We start from the raw sequence: 22,857 nt of genomic DNA, 5'->3' as shown, positions 1-22,857 counted from the left end.
TTGGGCTTTAATCCAGCTATAATCTAAAAGTATAGTCTACATTACGGAGGAGGGCAATATTTTGAAAATAGGATTAAGTACGTATAGCTTGGCAAAACAGCTTCAAACTAAGCAAATGACGGTCATTGATATTATCCAGTGGGCGGCCGACCAGGGGGCAGAGCATGTGGAAATCGTGCCGATTGGTTATGATTTGCATGAAGATCCAAGCCTGGTGGAGGCCATCCGCCAAAAAGCGGCCGATACCGGGCTAGACCTGTCGAGCTACACGTTTGGCGCTGATTTTATAACAGACAGTGAAGAGTCGTATGAGCGGGAGATTGCCCGTGTGATCCAAGAGATTGATGTCGCCCATAAGCTTGGTGTCAAACTGGTGAGGCATGATGTGGGGAAGCGTGCGATTCCCGAAGCAACGGTGCGGAGCTTTCAGGCAGATCTGCCCAAGCTAGCCCAGGCTTGTACAAGAGTGGCTGATTATGCCACGCAGTATGGGATTACGACCAGTGTAGAAAATCATGGTTATCATATTCAGGACAGTGAACGGGTGCTCGCACTGGTTCATGCGGTTGATCGTGACAATTTTAAAACGACTGTTGATATTGGCAACTTTATGTGTGCTGATGAAGACTCCGTGGCCGCCGTGAAAAAAAGCATCGCTTACGCCTCGATGGTGCACCTTAAAGATTTTTATTTGCGCCCCTCCTATCGGAATCCGGGTGAGGGCTGGTTCCGTACCGCTTCAGGAAACTATTTGCGTGGAGCCATATTTGGCCATGGGGATATCGATGTGTGGGAAGTGCTGAGGGTGATCAAGCATTCAGGCTATAATGGTTATGTTAGTATAGAATTCGAAGGCATGGAGGATTGCTTGGTCGGGGCCAAGTCCGGGATGGATAATGCGCTAAGGATCTGGAGCGAGGTATAGTTCCGTGGTCGCGGCTGACAATAAGAAAGAGCTTCCCTTGAACCATAGAGGGAAGCTCTTTCTGTTGGCTATAATGTAGGGGGTCCGAATCAGGTTCCCAACTACATGATTTGTGTTTAGAGAGGGGTTGTCTTCGAGCTATCGCTTGATGGCTTGCGTCCCCACGGTGTACCAAGAAAAGGCAGCGCCCAACGATCCAAGCCATACCAGCCTGCATTTTTCCAAGCGAGCACCAGCCATGTTGCGAGAATGAACAGAATCGGATTGGTACTCAAGGTTCCGGCGAATAAAAAGCTGGCGTTCATGATCCCCCCAAAAAAGGCAGCAATCCCTGTTAAAAGCCCCAAAATCAATCCTAGCCCAACAAGCAACTCGCCAAAAGCTACCATGTATCCAAATACCTTTGCGTTGGGAAGCACTATATTTCCCAAAAAGTCGGCATACCAGCCGGTAACATCCTTACCTGCTTCGGCTTTTGCCAAGGCTCCTTTCACAAAGCCCTGCAACGCAGTTCCAGCTTGGTCTCCTGTCCACGCCTCGCTTGTTATCTTTTTCCAGCCTGATGTAATCCAAGCATAACCCACATAAAGGCGAATAATTAACCAAATCGTCGCGGCTCTTGTATTATTGAACAAAAAATTGGATACCGGGTTCTCAGGAATAATAATCTCGTGTTTGGATGATGTGTTTGGCATACTCAAGGACCTCCTTTTTATTATAGGCACATACTTAATCTACAATGCCTGTATAAGATAAGATAATTGTAAGGCATTTGGATGGAAAATGCTGTGATATGTATCACATCTCATAAGCTTTGTAATGCTCGGGTAATTAGGTAAGGCAAAAAAGAGCACCCATTGCGGGTGCTCTTTTTTGCGCATGATGCCTTGCTGCCAGAAAGGATAGGGCCACACCGGCACAATTGCTTTCGCTTTGACTATTTGCTAGCTGCTGTTATAGCTGTTTGAATGGCTTGAGAGGCTTGTTGCTCAAAGGCTGACAGCTCTTCCGCTGTCCAACTGCTTGTAGCAGCTTTCCAGTCATATTTCCATAATTCCATTATCTTTGTTGTTAATTCCATGGCGGGAATACCTGTAATTTGAGTTAGGCTGGCGCCATTTTTATAGGAACTCTTCATGTCCATAAATTCTAAATCTTCATTATTTGTAACGAGATAAGCATCGGTGAGGATGGAATTTAACCGTGTTTGCAAAAATGTCTTGGTGACGGCTTTGGTTATGTCAAAACTCCCAGGCGTTGAAATAGCAGAGAAGATGGTAACTCTTGCTTGATCTTTAAATTTGGAGCCGTCAATTGATGCAAGCTGCCCTTGTTTCACAGCAATGTCAATTTCCTGTAGAATCGGGCGAAGTAAAGCTTCCAATAGTTCATTTTCATTTAATGAAGCGGCTTGTGCAAGCGTACTACCTTGAAGTAAACGATCATTGATATCTATGTAATCTTCTTCTGAAAGATAAGCAGCGTTTATCTTCAATTGATTAATATGAAAATCGATAAGCGCCTTATAGTTAAATTGTCCCTTTGTGCCGGGAGTTATATAACCGGGTGTGGAAATAGCTTTTTGGATAGCGTTATTCAGATCAGCCTTCAAATTAGCAAGATACTCAGGGGTAGCTGTATAGTTTTGTAAATATAAATTTAAATCAGCTGCAAGGATTCCTTGTAGCTGTCCATCCAAGAAGGCACCATTAAGACCCGATGCTTGAGTTAAGGTTTGCCCTGCCTGTAAGGCATCTTGAATGTCAATGTAATCTTTATCCGCAATCGCAGCTGTATGTATGATGATCCTTCCTAACCAATCCGTCATAAATCGTTGTCCGTCAAACGGTGCTTTCACCTTTGTAAAGATGGGTAAATCCTCATCATCTGCGAAGGTTGTTGGGGTTAAGGCAGCGGCTCCGTTAAATAATAATGCCATAGAAAGAATAGCAGCCATCCATGGTTTTTTGATTTTCATAAACAATCTCCACCTTTTCTTATTTCGTATAGAAAATATTTAATAGTATACATTTCGCATACGAAATATATCACAGTCTTTTATGCCTTGTAAATATGGATTAAGCTCCAATACATGTACAATTTTTGAACACAGATCTTAGCCCTGCGTGAGAGATGGTATTATTTTATGGGGTTGAGCAAAGGGGAGAAAAGGGGATGATCAGCCCCATTATGGCTTGAAAATGCTAGAATTTGACCATTTTCGGGATTTCTCAAGGTTAGGCTTATCTGTTATATTAATTCGTATACGAAATATTATATGCAGAAATGATTAGCGTCAAAACAATTTTTTTATTGACTAAAAGGAGTGGAAGGGGACTTGATGACCTACTACGATATGGAGAAAATGGAGCATCTGTATCGGCTAATTCATAAAAAATTTATTGCCGAGTGGAATGCGGTCAGCCCGCTAAACCTTACCTTATCACAGGCCAACATGCTGCAAAAGCTTCATAGAGAAAGCCAAAGGGTTAGCGATTTGGCGGAGCTATTACATATGACGGCTGGAGGTCTTACGCTTCTGTGCGATAAGCTGGAGGAAAAGGGACTTATACTCCGATACCGTGATGAAGTAGATCGCCGAAGTGTGAACTTGAAAATAAGTGAACAGGGTGAGCAGGTAGTCATAGCGATTAAGTCAATGAAGAATGGGCTATTTCAGAAAATGATCCAAGGAGTACCTGATGAGGAACTACAAGCAATGGATAAGCTGCACACTCGGATTTTAAGGAATTTGGAAGTTGAAAGCTGTTAAATATTTGTTAATTTGATATTTCGCATACGAAATATATAAAGCTCAGACAATTCAGAAATGGAAAGAGAAGTGGGGAGAAGCATGAAGCGAAAAGTAGTGTTGATTGTGATTTTGGTGGTTATGGTCATCAGCGGCAGCGGAATCGGGTGGAAGTTCTGGAATGATGCCCAAAAATATGTATCTACTGAAGATTCAAGGCTTGCTGGCGATATTTACAAGGTAATACCTCGAGTTACAGGAAAAGTGGTCTCGATGCAGATTAATGAAGGAGACCACGTTATGGCTGACCAAATATTGGGGCAACAGGATAGCAATAATTTAAGTATCAGCATGCTTGATCAAGCAACATTGAGATCCCCCATTGAGGGCACTGTGATCAAAACGTTAATCAAACCTGGTGAGGTTGCTTCGCTTGGGCAGACAGTTGCCATGATCGTGGACCAAAGCCGTTTGTATGTTTCAGCTAATATTGAGGAAACCGAAATTCATCGTATTAAGATCGGCCAGAAGGTGGAGATCAAGGTGGATACCTTTGCTGGATTAACACTGACAGGGACGGTAAAAGAGATCAGCAAGGCAACAGCATCGAGCTTTTCTCTGCTTCCAGCGTCTAATACAAGCGGTAATTTCACGAAAGTCACACAGCGTATTGCGGTAAAAATAAGCATTGATGACCAACAAGGGTTCGATCTATCGCCGGGAATGAGCACGTCCATCAATATTCAAGTCAAAGACAACTAAGGTAATGATAAGGGGAGCAAAAACAATGAAAATAAGACCATCTATGGGGTTTTCTGTGGTTCTATCGCTTGCATTAATCGGAGCGCTCTCAGGGTGCAGTGATGCAGGTGCAGGTAATCAGGCCAATAGTGCCACAGCTGATGTGCCCGTTAAGGTTATCAAGCTTGGCCAAGTTACGGATGCCGGCTGGAGCGGTAAAATTAATCCTAACCAAGAAGTGAAGATTGTCAGTAAAATGTCAGGCAAGGTTTCCGCTGTCAATGTGGAGGAAGGCGCCCACGTGAATAAAGGAGATGTACTTGTCCAACTGGAGACCGACGATTTGATCCAGCAGCTCAAACAAGCGGAATCCGGCGTTATTGCGTCAAATGCGAAGCTGGCAGATACAAAGGCAGGTGCTAGATCGCAGGAAATACGCGCGGCGGAGAGCGCGGTGCGTGCTGCCGAGGCCGCGCAAGCCCAGACGGAAGCTACTGTAGAACAGGGGAAAGCGGGCTTTGAATTTGCAACCAACACTTATAACCGCCTGCGCAACCAGTTTGACAGTTCATCGAGTGTGACTAAGGAAGATCTGGATCGTGGCGGGCTGGAGTACGAAAAAGCCAGGACTGGGTATGAACAGGCGCAAGCTGCAAGCCAGGCTGCTGCTGCACAGGTCGATGCGGCACGAGCCAAGCTCGAGCTGGCCCAAGCAGGTGCCACACCCAATACGATTACAGCCTTACAGGCTGATGTAGACCGATTGAACTCAGTGGTTGAGCTAGCTAACAATTCAGTCAATAATGCAACAATCACAGCCCCATCGAACGGAACTGTAATTAAACGCAGTATACAGCCAGGAGAAATGGCACAGCCGGGTGTTGCCTTGTTCTCGGTTGTCGATATGAACCAGGTGCAGGTAGAGCTCAGCGTAACCGATACACAGATTGGCAAGGTCAAAGCAGGCACAGCAGTCGACGTGAAGGCGGCGAATGTACCCGATCAAAGCTTTCCTGGAACGATCACCTTTGTCAGTCCGGTATCCAACGCCAACAGCAATACCTTCCCGGTCAAAGTAACAGTCGACAATAAAGATGGATTGTTGTTTGCCGGTGCGATTGCCGAGGTCCATATGAAGGATACCGAACAAAGCCGGCTGGAGGTGCCGAAATCGGCGCTTATTAAGAAAGACGGCAAAGATTATGTGGTCAAGGTCGAGAGCGGTACAGCTCGTATGGCTGAAGTCAAGACCTCCGATAAAAATCAGGAATGGGTTTATGTAGAGGCCGGATCAAATCTACAAGCAGGACAGCAAATTGTCGTGAATCCGAACGACAAAATCGTTGATGGCGCAAAACTGAAAGTGGAATAGGTGGTGCAGAAAATGGCCGACGCAACGTTAAAAACGAAATCCGAGGGCGATGCAGGCATGTGGCTAGGGCTGATCGCCATTGTGCTCGGCACATTTGTTTCTGTCTTGAACAGCAGCTTAATGAATGTTGCCTTGCCGAAATTCGTTGCCGTGTTTGGTTCCGATGTAGCCACCATCCAATGGGTGCTTACGGGTTATATGCTGGCCTCTGCAGTAGTAATCCCGATGAGTGGTTTTTTAGGGGAAAGATTTGGCAATAAAAATGTGTTTATTTATTCGGTTGCAGGGTTTACCATTGGTTCGGTCTTATGCGGGATGGCATGGAGCGACGTTACCTTGATCTTGTTCCGAATTATTCAAGGGTTAGCTGGTGGATTTATTATGCCCGTCGGCATGGCTATTATTTATACGTCCTTCCCGCGTGAAAAAGTGGGCACGGCTATCGGATTATGGGGCGTTGCTGCTATGGTGGCACCAGCACTTGGACCGACCTTCGGCGGTTATATGATTCAGTATTACAGCTGGCGTTGGTTATTTTTAATAAATATCCCGATTGGACTGTTCGCTTTCATTATGGGCAGGATTCTTCTAAAGGATTCTGTGAAAAATAAAGTAATTAAATTTGATACCGCAGGCGCTGCGCTTTCGATATTGTTTTTTGGATCAGTGCTGCTCGCTTTAAGTAAGGGGAATACTGAAGGATGGACCTCGTTATTCATCGTCAGCTTGCTGTTTGTCTCGTTTTTCAGCCTGCTACTGTTTATTTGGGTCGAGCTTGGTAGTAAGCATCCTTTGTTAGACCTCAGGATTTTTAAAAATGCTAAATTTACGATGAGTGTAATTGCCGGCAGCCTTGTCATGATGGGTATGATGGGTGGTACCTTCCTCGTACCGCTCTTCCTGCAAAATGTACAATCCATGTCAGCGATGCAGACTGGGCTTCTTATGATGCCGCAGTCGATTGCGATGGCCTTAATGATGCCGATTAGTGGTAAGCTGTCGGAAAAATTTGGCGTTGTTCCTATTGGAGTCTTAGGTCTGTCTATAATTGGAATTACTACATTTGATCTTCATACGCTGGCTTCGGATACCCCTCATCATTGGCTGAATGTCCTGCTGACCATTCGAGCCATTGGAATAGGGCTCTGTATGATGCCACTGACCACTGCCGGCATGAACGCTATTCCGCAGCATCAAATCAATAATGCATCTCCGTTATCCAACGTAGTTCGACAAGTAGCCGGATCGATGAGTATCGCTATTTTTGCTGCCCTTATGAGCAATCGTCAGATTGTCCATTACCAACATATTTCAGAAAGCGTAACTGTCGATTCACTGGCAGCGAGCAACGTCGTTTCGGGGTTGACCGGAGTGATCTATCAGTGGGGTGTGGACACGAGCACAGCAAGCGCGACAGCGGCTAGTACCCTGGCTGGCATCATGCAGCTGGAAGCTATGGTTCGGTCAATTGGGGACACCTTCTTTATATCTGCGATTCCCGCATTTCTCTGTATACCGGTTGTCTTCTTTCTAAGAAGCAAGCGAAAAGTTGCTTCGGCACCAGCGGAAGCGCCTAAATCTTCGACTCCCGATGAAACAGATCCGAAGGAGCTTGAACAAACACTGGTTGAGCCCAAAGAACCTATGGGGCAAGAGCACCCAACAGAACCGGAAAAGCCCTCGAAGCCTGGCAAAGGATCCGCAGGGGCAATACCCGGCATATTGAAAGCTTAGGTTCAATAGATGATTACCGAAAACGTACCAACATACGGTCTTACGATTACAGGAGGATTCATTCATGAAACTATATAAGAAACAAACCCTATTGGCGATCATGCTTACATCGACTGTTGCATTCTCCATACCCTCGGCATTCGCTGCTGATGGAACCACAGCTCCAACTGCTGTTGAAGCACCAGCCTATGCGATCAACGGTTCCATCCAGACGCAGGTGAAAAGCGTCCTGCTGGAGAAGACGGAGAACGGCTGGAAAATGGGAGTGGTTATTAAGTTGAATAACCGTTCGGGGGCTGCAGTACGGACTCCAGACTTTGAGCTTCGTGCCAAAGGCTCGGACGGCACCTTGTATTTGCTGCAGCCAAGCGCAGCCAATATTAAGTCTATAGCTCCGCATACGAATGAAGAGTTCAGCTATATGGCAGAGGTTGATTCGACTGTAGAAATTAACCTCACAGACCTGATCTTGGTCGATTTCGATATGAGTGTGTATCCGAAGCAAGAAACCGTGCTTGCGGATATCGGCATTGGCTCGATGGTCTGGAAGGGCAATGATTCCAGAATCGCCGATACTGCCTTGTTGAACTGGGGAGATCCATTCAGGCTGCCAGGCGTTTCTTCTTCATTGGTCTACTCAGCTGCCAGCCTTTACACACAATTTGATGGGCAGGCTCCGACTTATATCGTCCAATTAAAGGTTGAGAACCCGGGTAGCCACACGGAAACTGTACCTGGATTCTCATTAAGCGGGAAAGCTGATGGTCAATCATTTCTTGGCAAACGAATGGATGAAACGCCGTTGGTTGTAATTCCGGGTGAAAGCCATTATGTCTATTATTCCATTCCCATGGATGCTGGAGTGAATCCAGAAGCCTTCTATGTATTAACTACCGAAAGCTTCGTGAAGCTGGGCCAGACTACTGCCCAGACCTATTCTGTAGGAGGCGTTGGCTTTAGGGTGCCTGCTCAGGAAGTGACAGAACTAAGCTTGCCCGCTTACCAGCTTGGTTCTCGAATAGCTATTGATCCGATGAGCAAAGCCATAAATCCACAGCTTTCCGTCTCACTTTCTAACGCGGATTGGTTCGAGAATGAAGGGCAGAGCTTCAAGACGGTAGTCGCTAATGTGAAATTTACGAATTTCAGTGATAGTCCGCTGCCCATTCCTGCAATTGGAGCCGACTTGATGAACCATACAGGAGTCGTATACTCAGGCAGTCAGCTTGAAAGCTCGGTCAAAGAAGTGCTGCCCGGTATGGGCGTTGCGGCAACGTATGCTTTTACGATGCCACTTACCGAATCTGCTGATCAGTTTACATTCAGGCTGCTAGAGAAGCAAGGTGAGTCCGGCTTTCAAACGCCGATAGGCAAGCTGCCTGTAGCTATCCAGAAGGCAACGCCAAATGCGACCGATCTGGACTTTTATCCCTATAAGCTGAAATTGAACTCATGGGGCTTATCGATGGTTCTTTCGCAAAATGCAACCACTAAAATCAACAATTATACGTACCGAATGAAATCGGTTATGGATATCAGCACTACAGATAACGTGGTGACAGAAGCATCCAATCCGAAGCTGCTTATTGAATTGGAGAACCCAGCAGGGGAGCGGATCGGCTACAAGACCTTCGAGCTAACAGGTCCGAACCGCTTGATCAACGGTAACCAAATGATGTATTTTGATAATGTGGTCAGTGATTTGATGGAATCGCCCTTGAAGGTGAAAATATTCGAGACGGTAACCACACCGCTAGGAGAAGCCAAGCGCTTGCTGTCGGTTCTTGAGCAATAATAAGGGAAATACATCAGCAGATTCTATCTAAGGTTTTTCAAAAAAAAGGCCGTGCCTAACATAGGAGATGTTAGGCACGGCCTTCCTTTCTTTGCTCTGTACAATTAATATGATATAGTTTAGACAATATTGGTTTTATGTAATCGCTTAAGACAGGGGAGATTGTCCATGAATCAAGCAATGAATATCTCTAAAACCATTCACAAGCTTTCCCGATTATATAATACTACACTCGAAGGTTTCATGAAGGAAATGGATCTGACGAAGCCTCAAGGTATGGTTATTGCGCAAGTTTATAAAGAGCCAAAGACGATTGGCCATATATCTGAAGCTGTGAAGCTTTCCTATAGTACAGTCTCCAGTATTATTGACCGTTTGGAGCGGGACGGCTGGATTCAGAGAGTCAGGGATGAGTCGGATCGTCGGATTGTATGGATACAGAAAACCGGGAAGATAGATGAAATCCGCAATAAACTCGATTACTTTCATGAAAATTTTTTTCAAACCGTGCTTAGCGATCTTGGATCTGAGGAATTGGATGGTATTATCACTTCACTAGATTTGTTGAATACACAAATGGAAAAGAAGGGAGTGGGCTCCGTAGAAGTGTTTTAGCGGTCCCAAAGTTCAAATTTTTCTGAAAGGCAATTTATTGACAAGGTCTTCCATAAGGTGGAGGGCTATTTGACGTTTGCTTACATGGATGAGAGCACTGGGCTGCCAAAGCTGGTGCTCTTTTTACGTTCACAGCGCTCTGGATTACGGAGTGCCCCCAGAACCGTTTGTAGCTCCGCTTGTTGGGGCGCTGCCTACCAAATTGCTTGCGGTTGGGGGTACCCCTTCTGGTGGTGCCGCATTGCCCTTATCCGCAGGTGCAACGGTAGCAGCTGTGCCCTTGTCAGCTGGGGCAGGAGCACCAGCGCCTTTGTCCGCAGGAGCGGTAGCGGCTGTGCCCTTGTCAGCTGGGGCAGGAGCACCAGCGCCTTTGTCCGCAGGAGCGGTAGCGGCTGTGCCTTTGTCAGCTGGGGCAGGAGCACCAGCGCCTGTAGCCCCGGTAGCCGCCGTTCCGCCGTTCGCCCCGGCTCCGTTCGCTGCTCCAGGCGTCCCGCCGCTTGCGCCTGTGGCCGCGGCTGCGCCGCCGCTATTCGCGTCAGCAGCGACGGTGCTCCCAGCACCTGCCGCGCCAGCGCCGCCACCAGCACTAGTGACCTGCGCGCTCGCGGCAGCAAGAGCCTCAGCTGCTGCGGCCTCCTCAAGCGCCAACGCTTCCTGCTCCTCTGCCAGCTTCTTCTTCGCTTCGGCAAGCGTTATGGCTTTATTCTCGTTGATCTTCTTTTTGCCACCCACAACAGCAGCAAACGCCTCGGGTCTGGCAAAATCAACAACGGGCACACCCTGCAAAGCACGAGTCAGCACTTCATTAAATAAAATTGCGGGATATTTACCGCCGGTAGTAGTCAGGTAGTGGTCTTTGTTCGTTTTTTCATAGCCCAGCCATACGGCGGCCACGATCTCAGGGGTGTAGCCAACAAACCAGGCATCCTTGGAGCCATCGATTTGTTTACCGTATTTATTTTTGAATTCCGGAATGTCGGGCAGCTGGGTTGTTCCGGTTTTTCCGGCTACAGGCCGATCCATCCGTGCACTTTGTCCTGTGCCTTGATTGACTACTTTTCGAAGCATGGTGGTCATGGTATAAGCGACATTCGGCTCCAAAACAGGCTCCAACACAGGGCGGGCTTCTTCGCCAACCAGCTGCCCATGCTGGTCAACTATCTTGGTGATCGCGTAAGCTTTAGCCACACTCCCGTTATTGGCAAACATCGTATAAGCCTGAGCCATCACAAGTGGGGAAGTGCCCTTGGTCATGCCGCCCAAGGCAATGCCTAAGGTTCGATCTGTATCCTCTAAGGGCAATCCTGCCAGTGAAGCTATTTCCATTCCTTTGTCGATGCCAATTTCCTTTAACAGAGCGACTGCCGGAATATTATAGGATTGCACTAAGGCTTCCTCTAGGGTAACCCAGCCGTGAAGCTGGTTTCCATAATTCGCGGGTTTGTAGGCTCCACCAAAATCGGTTTCTACATCATGGATTTGATCCCTGGTCCCGAAGCCGGCACTTAATGCAGGTGCAAACACAATGATGGGCTTGAGGGCCGAGCCTGGCTGCCGCTGATTTTGGGTCGCATAGTTAAATGCTCGGAATTCCTGTTGCGGGGTACGTGAGCCCACGATGCCCAGCAAGGCCCCGCTTTGAGGCTCCATTAATACTATCCCGCTTTGCAGACCGCCCGCATCCTCAGGAAAAAACGAATCGTCGCTATAAACCTCCTCCGCCGCTACTTGCACTTGGGGTGCCATGGTCGTATAAATCTGGTAGCCGGATGACAGGATTTGCTCCTCGGTCAGCTTGTACTTATCGATCGCTTCGCTTATTACATGGTTGATAAAGGAGGGGTGCATGGCTACCTTCGGTTCTGCTTGGGCCACTAGCTGAATCTCCTCATTTTTGGCGGCATCCCGCTCAGCTTCAGTGATTTTCCCTTGCTCTGCCATCAGGTTTAGTACAAGATTGCGCCGTTCCTTGGCTTGCTCAGGCTTTTTGACAGGTGAGTAGTTGATAGGTGATTTGGGAATGCCCGCCAACAGTGCAGCCTCGGATAAGGTTAAATCCAGTGCAGGCTTGCCAAAATAAGACTGGGCAGCACGCTCCAGGCCCCATGAGCCTTCTCCAAAATAAATATGGTTTAAATACAGCTCCATAATTTGATCCTTGCTATAGACCTTTTCGATTTTAATAGAGGCGATGGCCTCATTGATTTTGCGGGAATAGGTTCGTTCGGAGGAAAATAAAAAGGTTTTGGCAAGCTGCTGCGTAATCGTACTACCGCCTTGTACCGTGTTACCGGATTTCCAATTCTGGTAAAAAGCACGTGCGATTCCTTGATAATCAACACCTTTATGCTCATAAAAACGTGCATCCTCTACAGAAACTACAGCTTCTTGTACGATTTTGGAAAAACGATCTAAAGGCATATATTCCATCCGTGAGTTGGTTAGCTCTGTGATGACCTCGCCATTGGCATCATAAAAAACCGTAGCACGCGGAGGCTCCTTGCTCAGCAAAGAAATATCGATTCCGCGATATATGGTCATATAAGAGCTCCAGACCCAGCCAAAGCTGAGAAGCAAAAGCACCCAGATAAGAGCAAACGCAAATAAGGATAACATAGTAATTTTTAAAACAGTTCCTATACGGGAAGCTTTTACGGTAGATGGTGTGTTAGTTTTAGTTGGTATTGGATGCATATGTGAGTCCTCCATGGTTCGTTCTATTTCATATTTACCACCGAGGATATAACGTCAAACATTCACAGTTCTATCTTCATGCGTAGCTTGAACTCCTTGGGCGAGCAATGGTTATGCCGTTTGAATAGCTTATAAAATTGCGCCATATTCGGGATACCTACAGCCTCACCCACCTCGGCGATGCTAAGTGGTTGCGTAAGCAGCAGCCGCTCGGCTTTTTTGATGCGTTTGTAATTCACGTAATCGATGAAGGACATGCCCATCACTTTTTTGAAATATTTAATAAAATAGTGGTAGCTTAAATTCAGCACGGCGCACGCTTGTCCGATTGCGATTTTCTCTTCCAGATGCTGCTCCACATAATCCAGCACCGGCTGTAGTCTCGTCAGCTCATCCCGCTCAGCTCCATGCAGGATGCCTTCTGTATCATTGCGCAGCAGAAGCAGCAGTAATCGGCGGATGGAAGCGCTGATCGCAAGCTCACAGCCTTTTTGGTTCGTTTGCGATTCGGCAAAGATGTCCATAATTAACGCATAGGCTTGGGCTTGCACCTCAGGGTATTGGCTGAACATAGAGTTCAGCAGCCCTAGCGGCCTTTGAACCTCGCTGAAATAATGTAAATAAGGCATCGTGCTCTCATCAAAATGCTGCGCCAAATCAAATTGGCAGACGATGTAGTTGAGCGGTTCAGCGCTTTCTTTTTTAGTGCGATGGAGCTGTGAGGAACCCACTACATACACCTCACCACTTTGCAGAATACGCGTTCCGTGCTTGGTTTGCAGGCTGAGCGAGCCTTCCATAATGGCTACGAACTCCACCTCCTTATGGTAATGCCAACGGAATAAAGGGGGATGCCCCTCTTGCGGTAGGGGGTAGCTTCTGCTAATTTGCCATATTTTTAGCCGTAGTAAGGCATTCTGGTAATCGACAAGCTCATTGTGGATCGACGCTTCTTGTTCAAGCATAGTGGACATACTAAAGCTCTACCTCCAAATGGTTAAAATGAACCGCGTTAAACAACGCACGGCCTGGAATAGCATGCGTTGGACGCTTCTATCTTTTGGGAATTTTTTGCAAAGACATTTATGTATAGTCGTTTTGCGCAAATTCAATGATTAGTATAGCATGATTTGGTCAGGCATGGCGCTTTTGAATAGAGATCAACCAGTTTTGAGCATATCCTTCAATGGGTATAATCTTATATAATATAAATCATACAAATGAATCTAAATGAATCTAATTGGAGGCTATCCTAATGAGTCAAAAGCTGCGTGTAACGGTATGGAATGAATTTCGCCATGAGCAAGAAAGCGAGAGAATCCGGGCTGTGTACCCGAATGGTATCCATCAAGTGATTGGGGAGGGCTTGGGAACAGAGGTTGAGGTTTCCTATGCTACGCTGGATGAGCATGAGCATGGCTTGACCGAGGAGCGCTTGAATAGCACGGATGTGCTGATCTGGTGGGGACATAAAGCACATGGCGATGTGCAGGATGAAATCGTACAGCGTGTACATAATCGCGTTTTGCATGGGATGGGGCTTATTGTGCTGCATTCGGGGCATTTTTCGAAAATTTTCAAAAAATTAATGGGTACCTCCTGCGACCTCAAATGGAGGGAAGCAGGCGAGAAGGAACGCCTCTGGGTCGTTTCCCCAGGGCATCCTATCGTTGAAGGCATCGGCCCTTATATTGAGTTGGAGTCCGAAGAAATGTACGGCGAGCACTTCGATATCCCGGCTCCGGATGAGGTTGTTTTGGTCAGCTGGTTCGAGGGCGGCGAAGTCTTCCGCAGCGGCTGCACCTTCCACCGTGGACAGGGCAAAATTTTCTACTTCCGCCCAGGCCATGAATCGTATCCAACCTATTATAACGAACAAGTGCGCCGCGTTATCGCAAACGGCGTGAAGTGGGCTGCGCCGACAACCCGTGATTATCCGCAGTACGGGAATAGCGAGCCTTTGGAGCCGATTAAGGCTAAGGAATAGAGAGAAACAAAAAAAACGGCAGAAATGCCGTTTTTTTTGTTTATTAACGGTATTGCGGCCCAATAGATCCAACGCTGAAAGCATCGCTTGATGGAGTTACAAGTTTGATCGGATGAATGAGCATAAAGGTGTCTAAAAGCAAAAATATGGAGCGAAAAGATAAACGAGCTGGAAAAACTACCGTTAATATGAGCCTACTAGGCTCAAAACTCTAAAAGGAAGTGATTTAGCTGGAGCTATTCCACTACTATACTTTTTAAGCAGAGTTTCACTATCTCCAGCGCGAAGCCAGCCCAACGGCCAAGCTAGCGTGCCCCGCGGCGTTTACCGCGAGTCTTGCCTATGCCCTTGGCGCTTGAGCTTTTGCGGCGCCTGCGGCGGGGAGCCGCTCCGTCGGCGCGGCTTTTTTTCTTTTTGCCGAAGGAGCCCATCAGCACCTTGACGAGTGGAGCCATCTGCTGCACGCTTTGCACCATCTTCTGGACCTTGCCCATTGTTTCCATGATGCCGTCTATGCCACCCATACGGTCGATCGCCTGTTTAATTTGTGCGATGTTAATCGTACTGCCGCCTTCACTGCCGGAAGCTCCGCTAAAGAAGGCTGCAAGCTTGTTGAGGGGACCTGAGCTGCTCGCAGGCGCGGGTTGTACAACCGGTGTGGCGTAATTGGCTACATAGGGTGGTGCATAGGCGTTACTTCCTATTCCAGGATAGGAACCGGGGAGCTGTGTTCCTACGGAAAAGGAGGGAGGCTCTTGCGCGACGTAACTGCGAGTGTGCATTCCGCCTCGGTTGCCTATCGTTGGCCTTTGTATGCTCATAGAATACTCATTCCTTTTTTTGGGATATAGACATTTATCTTTATTCAGTCTATGTGGTAGGCGAATGGATGGACCTAGTCACTTGTCACGGTTTTTGGTGTTTTCCAAGATTTTAACCCATCACCGCATAAAAATAGTAACGCATTGCTAACCTAAAGGAAGGAATTCCGCTAAAGGTGTCGAATAGCTTTGTATATGGATTTTTAACAGACCATCAAGGGGTTGAACGTATATGCAATTGAAAAAGCTAAATGACAAAGCAATCGATCAGCTATTCGAATCGATTCTCACATTAAAAGATGTTGAAGAATGTTATGTTTTTTTCGATGATTTATGCACGGTGAACGAAATCCATTCCTTATCCCAGCGGCTTGAAGTAGCTAGAATGCTTCGCAAAGGGAACACATATAACCAGATCGAAGCGGAAACCGGAGCCAGCACAGCGACGATTTCCCGTGTGAAACGATGCTTGAATTATGGTAATGACGGATACAAGCTGGCTCTGGAGCGGATTGGCCGTTAAGCAACTACCTGATCACCTGAGTGGAACCGTTTTACCAGATGCAAGGGGCTGCGGAGGCAGACTCCTTTTTTTGTTGAGGTAAGGCAGGAAACAAGGTTTCCAATTATAGACATGATTGAGTATTTGGGAAATGTGGATTTGTGTTATAATGGAAGATACAGGTTAAGCAACAAAAGGAAGGGCAGCGAAGCGCTTCTTTTTTCGTTCGGAAGAGGGGATAAACGTGCTCAAATATGGTGTATTGGTCATAAGCCACGGCTCTCGAAATGAGAAATGGGTCCATCTGGTGGACGAGGCTGTTAACGCTATGCAGATCCCTGACGGAATACCGGTATATGCTTCCTTTCTGGAAATTGTAGAAGGCAGGCTTATTCAAGACGGGATTACCCATTTAGAGTCACTTGGTGTTACGGATATTATCGCCGTTCCTTTATTTATATCTTCTGGCAGTACCCACATTGATGAGATTAGCTACGCGCTTGGCGTGAAGCCCGAACCGGTTCTTCCCACAGATATGACACCTTTTGCGATACAGGCAAAGCTCCACTTCACAAATCCTATCGATGATGATCCTATAATAGCACAAATTTTGTATGAAAAAATGAAGCCGCTATCTTTAAAGCCAGCCGAAGAAATCGTGCTGTTGGTCGGGCATGGGAGCGTAGAACGAAACTTTCATATTCTGTGGCGCAGAGGTTTAGAGAGGTTGGCTTCGCGGTTAAAAGAGTATGGAGACTTTGACGAGGTAGACGTAGCGATGCTGCTGCCCGACCAGATCGATCGAAAGATGAACCACTGGCTTAAGCTAAAACCGAACCACATGGTGCTGGTCGTACCGGTATTTCTTAGTGAGGGCTATTTCACCAATGAAGTGATTCCAGAGCGGCTTCAGGGCTATACTTATAAATATAACGGGAGCTCCTTGCTTCCTCATCCGCTGGTAGCACGGTGGCTAGAACGGCAAACGGCTATTTTTTGGGAGCGGGTATGATCGTCGGCATGTCAATTAATTAGGTAATAATGAGCGGACGGGTGATTAAGAAATGGCCAAACGTGCAAGACTGATTTATAATCCAACCTCCGGCAGGGAGGAAATGAAAAAACGGCTGCCCGAAATCTTGCAGCACCTCGAACGCGGCGGCATTGAAACTTCGACGCATGCTACGATTGGCGAAGGCGATGCTACTCTGGCTGCAGCAGAAGCCGTCGAACGGGGCTTCGACATTATTATCGCGGCAGGCGGTGACGGCACGATCTACGAGGTCATTAACGGCGTCGCCGAGAAAGATTACCGACCACAGCTGGGTATTATTCCACTGGGGACCACGAATGATTTTGCACGGGCACTTAATATTCCACGCAGCTGGGAGGGTGCGGTTGACGTTATCCTGCAGCAGCACGCCCGTTATATAGATGTAGGCAAAATGGACCAGCGCTACTTCATCAACATCGCCGGCGGTGGCTCTATGACTGAGCTGACCTATGAGGTGCCCAGCAAGCTCAAAACCATGATCGGCCAGATGGCCTATTATATGAAGGGTTTGGAAAAGCTGCCCCGTTTGCGGCCCATCGAGCTCCACATCCGTGCGGATGACAGGGAGTTCCACGAAGAGGTTATGCTTTTTCTAATCTCCAATAGTAACTCGGTCGGAGGCTTCGAGAAGCTTGCACCGGATGCCTCCTTGAACGATGGATTATTCGACGTGCTGATCCTCAAAAAATGCAACCTGGCCGAGTTCATCCGCGTTGTCTCACTGGCACTGCGCGGCGAGCATCTGGGCGATCCGAACATTATCTATTTTCAAACGAAAACGATCCACGTTACCTCCCCCGACTATGTCCAGATCAATCTGGATGGCGAATTTGGTGGTACCTTGCCTTGCACCTTTACAAATTTACCTTGCCATGTGCAAATATTCATAGATCAAAGCGGGCAGTCGGTTTATAAGTAGGCTTGCTGAACGATAGCATGAATGATTGAATGATTGAATGAATGATTGAATGAAAAATGAATAAATGAAGCGATTAACCTTTTTACGATATTAAAAGTTTAGGAAAAATAGTTTGGAGTGGAACGTAATATGGGAATGAAGAGTGGCGGTTTTAGAGGCGGTAAAGGTAAGGGCTCAAATGCAGGGAGGGGTAACGGATTAGCTTCGAACTCAACGAAGAATGCAGAGCTGAACCGTGGCTCGGGCACAAATGGAGCAAATTCGAACTCGACCAAGCATGTAGGTGCCGGACGTGGATCAAAAATAAGCTCGGTGCAGGGCTTGGATACTTCGGCTTTGCCAGTAGTGAGGAACGAAGAGTATGAGGCCGACATTATCGGAATCGGCCATGAGGGCGAAGGGGTAGGCCGCGTAAATGGCTTTACCCTTTTTGTTCAGGGTGCGCTTCCTGGTGAACGCGCGCTTGTAAAGGTCATGAAGCTAAAAAAACAATACGGCTACGCCAAGCTGCTGCGTATTGTTAAGCCGAGTCCCGACCGCACCGCGGCACCCTGTCCCATCTACGAGCAGTGTGGCGGCTGCCAGCTCCAGCACTTAAGCTACGAGGCGCAGCTTCGCTTTAAGCGACAGCTTGTAGTGGACAACCTGGAGCGGATTGGCAAGCTAAAGGTAGCGGGCAGCTTGAACAGTAAGCTGAGTGTCGAGAGAAGCATGGATGAAGAGCTTAGTCCTAGTCGAGCGAGTGCAGAGGCTGGCGGCGAGAGCGGATACGAGGGCATCATCGTCCATGAGACACTAGGAATGAGTGACCCATGGCGTTATCGCAATAAAGCCCAAGTGCCCATCGGACTAGCGTCTGTCCATTCGGTTTTGGATAATGGCGAAGTTATGGAGGGAGGTCTGGTTGGTGGTTTTTACGCACAAGGCAGCCACCGGATCATCGATATGGAGGCTTGTCTCATCCAGCAGGAAAACAATGACCTCGTCGTGTCTAAAGTTAAGCAAATCGCCCGCGAGCTGGGCATTCGCGCTTATCATGAGGAAACCCATCGTGGCTTGCTGCGCCATGTTGTAGCACGTTATGGCTTCAATACAGGCGATATTATGGTGGTCTTGATAACTAATGGAATAGATATTCCGCATTCGGATGAGCTCGTAGGCCTACTGCGCGCTGCTATTCCCGGCATCAAAAGCATCTGCCAAAATATCAACACCGAGCGCACCAATGTTATCTTTGGCGATAAAACGAAAGTGCTCTGGGGTGACGATGTCATCTACGATACGATCGGAGACATTCGCTTCGCCATTTCAGCGCGCTCGTTCTTTCAAGTGAACCCCATACAAACTGAGGTTCTGTACGGGAAGGCACTGGAATTCGCCGAGCTTAGCGGCGAAGAGATTGTGATCGATGCCTACTGTGGCATCGGCACGATTTCGCTCTTCTTGGCGCAGCGTGCGCGCCAAGTGTACGGCGTCGAGATCGTCGAGGAAGCCATCGACGATGCTCGGCGCAATGCGTTGCTGAACGGCATCAGCAACGTTCAGTTCGCGACCGGCGCAGCCGAGGTGGTCATCCCCGAATGGCGTCGCCGGGGCATCGCCCCCGACGTCATCGTGGTGGACCCGCCGCGCAAAGGTTGCGATGCCGCGCTGCTGGCGACCATCCTGGAGATGCGCCCCGCGCGCGTGGTCTACGTATCGTGCAACCCGTCGACACTCGCCCGCGACCTTCGCGTCCTGGAGGATGGCGGATATCGTACGGCCCAGGTGCAGCCTGTTGATATGTTCCCGCATACGGTGCATGTGGAGTGCGTGGTAAGGATATATCGGGAGGGTTAAATGATAAGATTCTGTTTCTCCTGTGGTATAATGGAAATAATGATGAAAAGGCGGTGTTATTCATGAGCGTGAACCGTGAAGAACTGAAGCGCATGATCGACTATATAGCCGCGCAAGACGCTTTAGAAGTGCTTGACTTCATTGGATACTTGAACATGAAACGCGAACGCGAAACATTAAAGAATCTCGAACAAGCAAGCATGACGAGTATGGACTTTTGAAATAATCCAGTTGATGACGAGGTATGGAACGATGTGTAGGCAAGGAGATATTTTGCTCATTCCGTTTCCATACAGCGATTTGTCGGCAACAAAAAAGTGTCCTATCCTCGTCTTGTCCAATTCAAGCTATAACGTGTCGCATCATGATTTAATTGTCGCCACAATCACCTCAAAAAAATCTGTATGGAGGAGAATATTATGGGACTATTTGGTAAACTCTTCAAAAGCAGTTTCGAAAACTTGCTTGACACAGCGTCGGATGAAGAACTTGCAGATGAGTATGAAACAAGAAGGTTAGTATTGCTGAAAGATGGTGGCGGCGACAGAACCTATGAAATGGAAAGATTAAACGACGAAATGGTTAGACGGTCGAATGAAAAATACGAAAAGGAGCATCCGAACGCAGAAACAAGACATCGTGAACACGGCTGGTATCTGCACAACGATGACTAACTTAATAGCCGTTTGTTTGCGGTTGCACCCCCTATACGCGAAAAGGCTGCATTTCGTTATAATTAAATAAGCGTAAACTGCCACGTCTAATCAGATGTGGCTTTTTTAACGTTTATGGCAATAAATTTATATGAATTTACTCTATATCCATTTTCTATCTTTCTGTTGTCTGAATAAAAACCACCATTTTTTACTTTCTCTCTTGATATTCTATCGGGAAGGTAGTACAATAAAAATGTTCTACCGGAACGGTAGTACAATTTATGATGAAAAGAGGAAAATATTATGCCACGAAAAAATTACATGACCATAAACGCCCACGAAACAGTCCAGCAGATGTTCGATGAATTTGTTTTGCAACGAGGGCTGACGAAAACCGTTGCACTTAATGATATGCTGGAGATGTACATGATTGCCAAAGACGAGGAACTCTATATGGAACTAAAAAGGAAATATTTAAACATCGAATCCGTAAGGCAGATGTTATCTGACCGTGATTCAGACGAAGTAAATCTTTCTGATGAGAGTTTCATCTTTATGAAACTCGCAACCTCGCGTGATAATCAAGGCAACGAATATAACGGTCACGAAACCATGCAGCTATACATCGCAGACCAAGCCGTGAGAGGATTTACATGGTTTTCAACGCAAGCTCTCTATTACGGTATGTCACCAAAACGTGTAGCGGCGTATAACAAAGCAATTAACCGCGGCGAAAAAGTGACTATTATCTTTGCTATCGGAAGAACTGCTGGCGGTAACAATGACATTGCATATAAAGCCAATGTTTTGGAAATTAAGTCGTTCACAGAGCCTAAGAGTTTATCAAACGACGACTACCCTGCAGCATGGCATGGTGAAACAGCACGTATTTGGATTAAAATTGAAAATTTACAACCTGAATCTACTCTTAAGGCTCAACTTTTCCAAATTACTTCATCAGGAATGGATTTGCAACAAGTTATTAATAACAGCCAATATCACTTTGGCTATGTTAATTTGAAATAATCATCACAATTCATAAGTTCCAGCCCACCATTTTTGGCAAGTACGATACTGTCGACTGTACCGAAGTCTCCGGCGAGCCTCCAGTTCTCGTTCATACCTGCGGCTTGGGGTGAACGGGTCTCCCAGCCATCATCGGACAAAGTTGGGGCTGTATCAAGTGTGTTTATTCAATATGATCCTATTGGAAATAATCTGTCGAATAAAGGAATTTACAGTTGGATTGTGGAATAAGTTTAAAGGACTAATTTTGAAACATTGCAATTGTGTTCGACTGCCATATTAAAGAAGTAGCAATAAAACTTTTATTGTATAAATTGCATTTCCATCTACTTATGTTTTATGGAAAGGTGACCAAATGAAAAATAAGAGTATTCCAGAGTTAGATAAGCTTTTTCTAGAAATTGGTACATATCGAAAGAGTAATGAACTAAAAGAGTTATTCGAATTTGTGAAAAAATTCCCTCATATTGCTCCATATAATGCAATGTTGATACATATTCAAAAACCTGGCAGTCAATACGTTGCAACGGCAGCTGAATGGGAAAAAAAATTTAATCGAAATATCAACCCCGGTGCAAGACCACTTGTAATCTTACGACTTTTTGGACCTGTTTCATTCGTTTTTGAATTATCGGACACATTCGGTAAAGCCCCTTTCCCTGAAGAGCTAATTAATCCATTTAAAGTCAAAGGTCAAGTTGCAAATGTTGTTTTTAATCGGCTAATAAATAATCTCAAAAGTGATGGAATTTTATATAGTGAGGTTGATCATGGCACATCCAGTGCAGGTTTTATTCAAATCAGCAGTAGCCAAAGAGAAGGGAAAATACTTCGAAGCAAGAAGGAAATATGGGTGAAAATTTTATATGAGATGGTTGTGAATAGAACTCATCCACAGGAAACAAGATTTGCAACAATTCTACACGAATTAGCTCATGTTTATTGTGGTCATCTGGGTACTCCAAATCCTAAATGGTGGGGAGATAGACGTCATCTTGATAAAAACGAGCGTGAATTTGAGGCAGAAAGCGTATGTTGGTTAGTTTGTGAAAGGAGGGGATTAAAAAATCCATCTGCAGAATATCTTAACGGTTATCTTAAAGATAATAAAGAGATACCCAATATAAGTATTGACACCGTTTTGAAGTCAGTGGCAATAATTGAATCAATGCTAAAAAGTAACAAAGAGCCTCGGAAAGAAATAGTAAAGAGAATAAATGAAATAAAGCAGGAAAAAAATGTTCAACTTTCACTCAATTTTAATATTACTTAGAACCAAGTAGCCTTCCTGAAAATTCATTCTCGAAACCTCCAACTTCCGTTGGGGGAGGTTTTTTCATGCGAACATATACTCGCTGAATGATTTGTGTCGTTGCCGGGTGTATAATGTTGGGAATAATCTGTCGAATAAAGGAATTTCCAGTT

The 22,857-nt window shown here is 46.4% G+C and carries 23 protein-coding genes; 17 read left to right on the top strand and 6 right to left on the bottom strand.

All coding sequences use genetic code 11. The annotated features are described in order from the left end of the window. Positions 1 to 61 precede the first annotated feature (61 nt). Positions 62 to 925, top strand: coding sequence for a sugar phosphate isomerase/epimerase family protein (locus G9U52_RS07485; RefSeq protein WP_166147846.1), 864 nt, complete (start codon positions 62 to 64; stop codon positions 923 to 925). Between the two features lie 116 nt (positions 926 to 1,041). Here the strand turns inward: G9U52_RS07485 and G9U52_RS07480 are convergent, their stop codons facing one another. Together G9U52_RS07480 and G9U52_RS07475 are read right to left on the bottom strand one after the other, a co-directional pair. After that, complete coding sequence (locus tag G9U52_RS07480; protein ID WP_166147843.1) at positions 1,042 to 1,620, bottom strand: DoxX family membrane protein; 579 nt, start codon at positions 1,618 to 1,620, stop codon at positions 1,042 to 1,044. A 242-nt stretch (positions 1,621 to 1,862) separates the two neighbouring features. Then, positions 1,863 to 2,903: a hypothetical protein gene (locus G9U52_RS07475; protein WP_166147841.1), complete on the bottom strand. Its 1,041-nt coding sequence runs from the start codon at positions 2,901 to 2,903 to the stop codon at positions 1,863 to 1,865. 363 nt (positions 2,904 to 3,266) lie between these two features. Between G9U52_RS07475 and G9U52_RS07470 the strand changes: the two genes are divergently transcribed. From G9U52_RS07470 to G9U52_RS07445, 6 genes are all read left to right on the top strand, one after another. Continuing rightward, positions 3,267 to 3,698 carry a MarR family winged helix-turn-helix transcriptional regulator gene (locus tag G9U52_RS07470; RefSeq protein WP_243767215.1) on the top strand — a complete coding sequence of 144 codons (432 nt, stop codon included), beginning with the start codon at positions 3,267 to 3,269 and terminating at the stop codon, positions 3,696 to 3,698. A gap of 81 nt (positions 3,699 to 3,779) precedes the next feature. Continuing rightward, positions 3,780 to 4,439, top strand: a complete 660-nt coding sequence (locus tag G9U52_RS07465) for an HlyD family secretion protein (protein ID WP_166147836.1) — start codon at positions 3,780 to 3,782, stop codon at positions 4,437 to 4,439. A 25-nt stretch (positions 4,440 to 4,464) separates the two neighbouring features. Beyond that, on the top strand, positions 4,465 to 5,790 hold the full coding sequence (locus G9U52_RS07460; protein ID WP_166147834.1) for an efflux RND transporter periplasmic adaptor subunit: 1,326 nt from the start codon (positions 4,465 to 4,467) through the stop codon (positions 5,788 to 5,790). A 12-nt stretch (positions 5,791 to 5,802) separates the two neighbouring features. Beyond that, a complete protein-coding gene (locus G9U52_RS07455) occupies positions 5,803 to 7,524 on the top strand; it encodes a DHA2 family efflux MFS transporter permease subunit (protein ID WP_166147832.1) in 1,722 nt (573 codons plus the stop codon). A 64-nt stretch (positions 7,525 to 7,588) separates the two neighbouring features. Beyond that, a complete protein-coding gene (locus G9U52_RS07450; RefSeq protein ID WP_166147830.1) occupies positions 7,589 to 9,319 on the top strand; it encodes a hypothetical protein in 1,731 nt (576 codons plus the stop codon). A 168-nt stretch (positions 9,320 to 9,487) separates the two neighbouring features. Next, positions 9,488 to 9,934, top strand: coding sequence for a MarR family winged helix-turn-helix transcriptional regulator (locus tag G9U52_RS07445; protein WP_243767188.1), 447 nt, complete (start codon positions 9,488 to 9,490; stop codon positions 9,932 to 9,934). A 144-nt stretch (positions 9,935 to 10,078) separates the two neighbouring features. Here the strand turns inward: G9U52_RS07445 and G9U52_RS07440 are convergent, their stop codons facing one another. Next, positions 10,079 to 12,475 (bottom strand): transglycosylase domain-containing protein, encoded by a 2,397-nt coding sequence (locus G9U52_RS07440; RefSeq protein ID WP_243767187.1) that lies wholly within the window; start codon positions 12,473 to 12,475, stop codon positions 10,079 to 10,081. A 215-nt stretch (positions 12,476 to 12,690) separates the two neighbouring features. Then, a complete protein-coding gene (locus G9U52_RS07435; RefSeq protein WP_166147828.1) occupies positions 12,691 to 13,602 on the bottom strand; it encodes an AraC family transcriptional regulator in 912 nt (303 codons plus the stop codon). Between the two features lie 281 nt (positions 13,603 to 13,883). On the opposite strand from G9U52_RS07435, the gene G9U52_RS07430 reads away from it, so the two are divergent. Further along, positions 13,884 to 14,615 (top strand): ThuA domain-containing protein, encoded by a 732-nt coding sequence (locus G9U52_RS07430; RefSeq protein ID WP_166147825.1) that lies wholly within the window; start codon positions 13,884 to 13,886, stop codon positions 14,613 to 14,615. A 305-nt stretch (positions 14,616 to 14,920) separates the two neighbouring features. On the opposite strand, the gene G9U52_RS07425 is transcribed toward G9U52_RS07430, so the two are convergent. Next, a complete protein-coding gene (locus G9U52_RS07425) occupies positions 14,921 to 15,436 on the bottom strand; it encodes an aminotransferase (RefSeq protein ID WP_166147823.1) in 516 nt (171 codons plus the stop codon). 232 nt (positions 15,437 to 15,668) lie between these two features. On the opposite strand from G9U52_RS07425, the gene G9U52_RS07420 reads away from it, so the two are divergent. The 8 genes from G9U52_RS07420 (at position 15,669) to G9U52_RS07385 (ending at position 21,432) form a co-directional block, all read left to right on the top strand. Further along, the gene (locus G9U52_RS07420) at positions 15,669 to 15,959 is read left to right on the top strand and encodes a YerC/YecD family TrpR-related protein (RefSeq protein ID WP_166147820.1); all 291 of its coding nucleotides are present in this window, start codon (positions 15,669 to 15,671) and stop codon (positions 15,957 to 15,959) included. A 223-nt stretch (positions 15,960 to 16,182) separates the two neighbouring features. Then, entirely contained in the window at positions 16,183 to 16,950 is a 768-nt protein-coding gene (locus G9U52_RS07415; RefSeq protein WP_166147818.1) for a sirohydrochlorin chelatase, read from the top strand. Between the two features lie 52 nt (positions 16,951 to 17,002). Then, positions 17,003 to 17,911, top strand: a complete 909-nt coding sequence (locus tag G9U52_RS07410; protein ID WP_166147816.1) for a diacylglycerol kinase — start codon at positions 17,003 to 17,005, stop codon at positions 17,909 to 17,911. Between the two features lie 135 nt (positions 17,912 to 18,046). Further along, positions 18,047 to 19,750, top strand: a complete 1,704-nt coding sequence (gene rlmD, locus G9U52_RS07405) for a 23S rRNA (uracil(1939)-C(5))-methyltransferase RlmD (RefSeq protein WP_243767214.1) — start codon at positions 18,047 to 18,049, stop codon at positions 19,748 to 19,750. 62 nt (positions 19,751 to 19,812) lie between these two features. After that, positions 19,813 to 19,971: a DUF2281 domain-containing protein gene (locus tag G9U52_RS07400; RefSeq protein WP_166147814.1), complete on the top strand. Its 159-nt coding sequence runs from the start codon at positions 19,813 to 19,815 to the stop codon at positions 19,969 to 19,971. A 13-nt stretch (positions 19,972 to 19,984) separates the two neighbouring features. After that, positions 19,985 to 20,269, top strand: a complete 285-nt coding sequence (locus G9U52_RS07395) for a type II toxin-antitoxin system PemK/MazF family toxin (protein ID WP_311764817.1) — start codon at positions 19,985 to 19,987, stop codon at positions 20,267 to 20,269. Then, a complete protein-coding gene (locus G9U52_RS07390) occupies positions 20,170 to 20,424 on the top strand; it encodes a hypothetical protein (protein ID WP_166146751.1) in 255 nt (84 codons plus the stop codon). The genes G9U52_RS07395 and G9U52_RS07390 overlap by 100 nt, the downstream gene beginning before the upstream one ends. Positions 20,425 to 20,709: 285 nt before the next feature. Next, entirely contained in the window at positions 20,710 to 21,432 is a 723-nt protein-coding gene (locus tag G9U52_RS07385) for a hypothetical protein (protein WP_166147810.1), read from the top strand. Here G9U52_RS07385 and G9U52_RS39160 read toward each other — a convergent pair. Continuing rightward, a complete protein-coding gene (locus G9U52_RS39160; protein ID WP_207952829.1) occupies positions 21,414 to 21,572 on the bottom strand; it encodes a hypothetical protein in 159 nt (52 codons plus the stop codon). The genes G9U52_RS07385 and G9U52_RS39160 overlap by 19 nt on opposite strands. Positions 21,573 to 21,787: 215 nt before the next feature. Here G9U52_RS39160 and G9U52_RS07380 point away from each other — a divergent pair, with 215 nt between their 5' ends. Beyond that, entirely contained in the window at positions 21,788 to 22,705 is a 918-nt protein-coding gene (locus G9U52_RS07380; RefSeq protein ID WP_166147807.1) for a hypothetical protein, read from the top strand. The last annotated feature ends 152 nt before the right edge of the window (positions 22,706 to 22,857 follow it).

Source organism: Paenibacillus agricola (assembly GCF_011440305.1).
In the GTDB taxonomy this organism is placed as follows: Bacteria; Bacillota; Bacilli; order Paenibacillales; family NBRC-103111; genus Paenibacillus_S; species Paenibacillus_S agricola.
The sequence above is the reverse complement of the archived record's forward strand: the minus strand, read 5'-3'. Positions and strand labels throughout refer to the sequence as shown.